Here is a 5,406-nt window from a genome sequence, read left to right as displayed (position 1 = left end):
CGAGGTGCGCGAGGCGGGTGCCGTGGGCCAGGGCGTGGAGCCGGTCGCGGCGGTAGCCGAGATCCCGGACGCTGATGCCGCGTTCGGCGGCAAGGACCGCCGCCCCGGCAGTGCCGAGGACGTAGTGCAGGGGGGCGGCGATGAGGCGGTAGTTCGGGTGGACCCGGTCGACGACGCCGAGACGGTGCAGGGTGGCCAGGCGCATCCGGGTCTGGCGTTCGCCGTCGAAACACAGCCGGGTGATGTGCCGGCGGGTCAGCACCTGATGTTCGAGCAGCATGCCCANCAGCCACCGGTCGCGGGCAGTGAGCCGCCCGGCGAGCTCGAGCAGCAGCGCGTCCTGCGAACGGGCCGAGCTTCGGCGGGAGGGAGGAGTCATGCCCCGCCCCCGTGCGGCTGGCCGGGTCGGGGATCGGCGGACGGTCGGGGCCGGGGTTCGTGAGCACCGGCCGTGGGGGCGGTGTGCCGGCGGGCCGCGGTGCGTAGGCCCGCTGCCCGGCCGGGTACCGCGCCGGGCAGCGGCCGGGTTCGCAACGTGAACGCGGCGCTGTCCGCGCCGCCGACGATCAGACGGGTCGCGGCGGTGAACGCGGGCAATCTGGCGAGGTCGTGGTGGGACAGGACGGGAGTGACGTGACGGGCGAGCTCGGAGGCGTCCCGCGGGCTCACCGCGAAGAACACCTTGCTGCGCGCGTTGGTCGACAGGGCGTCGGCGAGATCGGCGGGGAGTTGGCGTAGATGCTGGTGGGCCAGGACCATCGACAGCCGGTAGCCGCGGGCTTCGGCGAGCATGTCCTCGATCGCGCCCGGCAGGGTCAGAAAGTTTTGGCATTCATCCAGGTAGGCGGCGCAGTCTGCCCGCCGGGCGGGGGGCACGGCCGCGCGGCGCAACGCGGCCTGCCACACCTTCGCCAAGACGATGCTGCCGATGATCTGGGCGCCGTCCTCGCCGATCGCGCCTTTGGGGACACGGACGAGCAGGATNCCGCCGCGGTCGAGGACGNCGGGCACGTCGATGGTGGACTCCCCGCCNGCCAGCGCCGCNCGNGCGAAGTCNCNNAGCAGNAGCGCGCGGAGTTTGTTCATCAGCGGGCCGACGGCNGCGGCGCGCGCCCCGTCGGACAGCTCCGAGTACCAGTCCCAGAAACCGCCGAGGATCGGGTCGGACACCTTCGCGGCGGCGGCCCGGCGGGCCCGGGGATCGNTNAGGACNTCGACGATGTCGACGAGNGTCGGCGCNGGCTGGCCGGGNNGGCGCCCGGACANCANGGTCAGGCANGTCGANCGCAGNAGNTCNTCNNTNCNNGGNCCCCAGCTGTCCGCCCAGATCCGCCGGAANATCCCCACCAGCTGNTCNGTCGCGAGCCCCGCGTCAGGACCGTCGAGGATGTTCAGGACCGGAGGTTGTGCCGGGTCGTCGGGGTCGAGCAGGACAAGCCGGTCAGCGGCGTCCGGCGGCAGCCGGTCCAGCAGGTCGGTNACCAGNTCGCCNTTNGGGTCGATGACGACNACGCCGCGGCCGGCAGCCGCATCGTCGAGGATCATGTTCGCGAGCAGGGTGGACTTNCCCGAGCCGGTGGCGCCGAGGATGTGCAGGTGATGNCGCGCGGCGGCGACGTCNACNCCGATGTCGCGGCGCCGCCCGGCCTCGGTNCGTCCNAGGGTCTTCACGCCGGGTCCGGCGTCGGGGATTCCGGCGGGGGGTGCGACGGCGGCGGCGCCGGCGCGGGCGAGGCCGGGGACGGCGGTGTCGACGGGCAGGTGGGCGAGCGCGGCGAGTTCGCCGACGCTGACGAGGTCGCCGCGGCGCAGCCGGCGGGCGGCCAGCANCCGGGACGGGTCGGGGAGCCTGAGCCGGCGCAGATGGTTGTGGCCGGCGTAGAGGGCGTAGGCGGTGGCCAGCGCGTGAGCACGGCCCCGCAGCGCCGCCCGCACCTGCGGGATCTGCTGCGGGTCGGCCGGTGCACCCCGGGCGGCGCTATAGGCGACACGCACCTCGAAGCGGGGCCCGAGTGCCTTCTGGGCGATCGCCCGGGACTCGGCTGCCTCTTCCGGCGGTGTCGGGCCCGCGTGGCGCGTGGTGCCCGACGGCCGGGAGCTGTGCGGGGTGATCAGGTCGAGGAGCGCCGCCCACGGGCGGGGGTTGGTCGGCTGTCCGCGGTGACGGGCGGCGACGCGGCGCGCCTGGGCGAGGCGGCGGCCGGTGACCGGACGGGCAAGGATCTGCACCGCGGCGGTCTCGTCGTCGTCCAGCTCCCCCGCGGCGCCCAGCAGGCTACGCACCGGATCTCCCGGCGGTTCCGCGCGCAGCGGCAGCACGTCCGCGCGGCCCAGCCGCAGCACACCCCCTTCCGCTAGCAGCCCGCTTTTGCCAGCGTGCGGGGCGGGGTCGGCGGGGGGCAGCGGGTCGACGGCGGGGCGCAGGGTCGTGGTGCGGGCGCCGGGCCACGCGGCCTGCACCGCCCGTTCCACCAGACCGGGCGGCACGGCCCCGGGCACCCACAGGCGAAACGCGGTGCCGGTCCGGTGGGCGACGATTTCGAAGGCGAGACAGGGCTGGCCGTGGCGCAGCCGGGCCCAGAACGGGCGAAGCAGCCCGCTCATCTGCGACCAGAACACCCCGGCCGCATCGAGATGGACCTCGGGAGGCATGAGGATCTCCACGGTGCGGGCGTCCGCGACCAGCGCGGCGTCCCGCGCGGCCCACAGACGCCGCCAGGTCAGCGCCGCGGCCACGACGAACACGACCATGGGCAGACCGGCGGGCAGCCCCCACACGGCGAGCAGACGCGCCACGGCGTGCCCGAGCGCGGACGGACTGACCAGCCACCCCACCGGCGCCCCAGGCGCGGGCGGCGGCGGTGGCAGGGGCGCGGACAGTTCCAGCGTCATCAACGATTCCCTTGACGTGATCGGGGAGGCATCGGCACGAGGCACGACGCCACGGCCGCGCGAACAGCGCGGGGAAGGAGACTGCGGGTGACCGGATGCCCGCTGGTCAGAGCGGATCGGCGTCGTCGGCCGGGAGGAGCGGACGCGCAACGGCGTTGCCAGCAACATCCGTGGTGGTCGTGGCCGGGTGGGCGGGCCGATGGGCGATGTCCACCGGGTCTGTGGTGATCAGCTCGTGTTCGCGGGGGCTGGCCTGCGCCCGGAACAGCGCCCTGCGTCCCGCGGCGACGAGCAGCGCGTNCCCGGGGCGGGCGGCGAGCAGCGCGGCGGTCTCCCCGTCGCTCAGCCCGCATGCCGCCTGCACCGCTGCGGCGGCGGAGCCGTCCTGACGCAGCAGGAGTTTGGTGGCGGCGTTCGCGAGGATCGCGCGGCCCTCGTCAGTGCCGAGCAGGTCGCCGCTGTCCTGGGTGACCAGCGCCAGACCCGCCCACCACTTGCGGGCCGCTTTGGCGAGGCGGACGAGGAACCGGGCGCCGGCCGGGTGGGCCATGAGCAGCCATGCCTCGTCGACGACCACGAGACGGCGCCGCCGCCTCGTGGGGTCGGCGACCTGCCGCCAGATCGCGTCCAGCACGAGCAGCGTTCCCGCGGCGCGCAGCTCCTCGGGTAGAGCGCGCAGCGAGTAGACGACCAGATGGCCGTTCGGCGTGGAGGTGGTGGGCCCGTCGAACAGGCCCCGGTGCGACCCGGTCACGAACGGCGCCAGCAGCCCGGCGAGCTGCTGGCCGGCCGGTTCGGCCTGCAAGGCGGCGGCGATGTCGGCGAGCAGGGGCGCGGGCCGATCCCAGGTGGCCGGGTCCCCGGTGATCCCGGCGTGGGCGTAGGCGGCGAGCAGCGCCCGGTCCAACGCCGCCCGTCCCACCGGATCCTCGGCCGGCGAGCCGGCCAGGGTGGCGATGAAGGTGTGTGCGAACAGCATCCGCCGTGTCAGCAGCTCCGGGTCGGTGCGGCCATGGGCGGGCAGGTCCAGCGGGTTGAGGCGCACCCCTGGCGCGCCCAGGGACAGCTGCGTGCCGCCGACCGCGGCGGCCAGCGGGCCGTACTCGTCCTCGGGGTCGATCACGTGGGCCTCGACGCCCTGGGCGAGACTCCGCAACACGTCGATCTTGGTGAGGTAGGACTTTCCCGCGCCGGAGGTTGCCAGCGTGACGGAGTTGTAGTTCGCCTCCGCCCACCGGTCGTGCGCCACGATCCCGGTCGAGGACAGGTTCGGCCCGTAGACCACCGGCGCCGCCCCGGGGCGCAGCGGGTCGGGTAGCGCCACATCGGCGCTGGTGAAGGGGAATCCGGCGGCGACCGCGCCGGTGTCCATGGTGCGGGTTGCCCCCAGCAGGTCCTCGGCGAGGGGCAGGGTGGTCGCCCAGCCGGCGAGCATCCGGTAGCGGGCGGGGTGGACGGTCAGCAGGAGGCTGTGGGCGAGCGCGGTGACCCGTTCGACGTCCTCGGCGAGCTCGTCTGGGCTGTCGGCGTGGACGGTGAGGTACAGGCCGGTGGTGAACAGGCGGGCCTCGCCGCGGGCGAGACGGCCGGCGAGGTCAGCGGCATCGGCGGCGGCCGCGTCGACGTCGGGGTCGTCGAGGCGACCGGCCGCGGCGGCCAGGCGCCGCCCTGATTCCAACCGGCCCCGCTGGCGGCGCAGCCGGGCTGCGCCCACGGCGGCGGGGGTGGGCTGCAGATGCCAGGCAACGTCGAGGCGGCCCGGGTAGGCCAGCAGNGGCTCGAGCCAGCCGGTGGCGACCTCCCGGGGATAGCCGCGGACCAGCAGCGTCGCCGCGTACACCCCGCCGACCTGCACGTGGTCCGCGGCCAGGTGCAGGCTGGGGGTGAACAGGGCCGGTCCGACCAGCCGGGACGCCTCGCGCCCGGCGCGGCGCCCCAGCCGTGCCCGGCGGCTCATCGGCCGGCTCCCGCCGCGCGCACGACACCGGAGGCGGCGACGCCCTCAGGTGGCGCGGGCAGGTCGGGGTGGGCGGCGGCGGCCAGCAGCCGGCCGAGCGCCGCGCCGTCGAGGATCCGGACCCCGACGCCGGCGGTGGCCAGCAACCCGGCCGCGTCCTCCAGTTGCCGCAGGGCCTGGCCGGCGGCGGCGTCCCGACCGCCCCGCCCGGCGGGAACGGGGCGCCGGGCGGTGAGCAGGATCTGCCGGGCGCGCAACGCCCGGCCCCGGCCGAGGTCGGCCAGGAACGCCGCCTGCTCCGCGGCCACGTCCGCGAGCGCCGGATGGGCGTGCCGGCGGGCGTGCTCGTTCATCGCGTCGACGTAGTCGGTCAGGTCGAGGGGCACGGTGCGGACGGTGATCTGCAGCGGCCCGTGCAGCGCGTTGAGCATGCGGGCGAAGGCGGTCACCTTCGCCGCCCGTTCCTGCCCGGTCGCGATCGTGATGTTGGTGGCGTCGACCTCGGCGATCACGGCGACGGCGTCACCAAGGTCCACCACCCCCGCGCCGCCGCCCGC

The 5,406-nt window shown here is 75.6% G+C and carries 2 protein-coding genes and 4 pseudogenes; all 6 read right to left on the bottom strand.

All coding sequences use genetic code 11. The features are described from left to right. Positions 1-280 (bottom strand): replication-relaxation family protein (locus FF86_RS29590; protein ID WP_242419862.1); only part of this gene is annotated, 280 nt, incomplete at its 3' end. Between the two features lie 95 nt (positions 281-375). Next, positions 376-792, bottom strand: a complete 417-nt coding sequence (locus tag FF86_RS60725; RefSeq protein WP_242419865.1) for a hypothetical protein — start codon at positions 790-792, stop codon at positions 376-378. Between the two features lie 718 nt (positions 793-1,510). Next, positions 1,511-1,566, bottom strand: a pseudogene (locus FF86_RS60715) (hypothetical protein); the annotation flags it as partial. 264 nt (positions 1,567-1,830) lie between these two features. After that, positions 1,831-2,892: pseudogene (locus FF86_RS60705) on the bottom strand (type VI secretion protein); the annotation flags it as partial. 301 nt (positions 2,893-3,193) lie between these two features. Further along, a pseudogene (locus FF86_RS69220) lies at positions 3,194-4,666 on the bottom strand (VirB4 family type IV secretion system protein); the annotation flags it as partial. A gap of 179 nt (positions 4,667-4,845) precedes the next feature. Further along, positions 4,846-5,406: pseudogene (locus tag FF86_RS29575) on the bottom strand (hypothetical protein); the annotation flags it as partial.

This window comes from Frankia sp. CpI1-P, assembly GCF_001421075.1.
Lineage (GTDB): Bacteria > Actinomycetota > Actinomycetes > Frankiales > Frankiaceae > Frankia > Frankia torreyi.
The sequence above is the reverse complement of the archived record's forward strand: the minus strand, read 5'-3'. Positions and strand labels throughout refer to the sequence as shown.

Bases quoted from the DNA above. Each gene is read 5' to 3' on its own strand.
- FF86_RS60725 (WP_242419865.1), bottom strand. From the start codon at position 792: ATGCTCGCCGAAGCCCGCGGCTACCGGCTGTCGATGGTCCTGGCCCAC.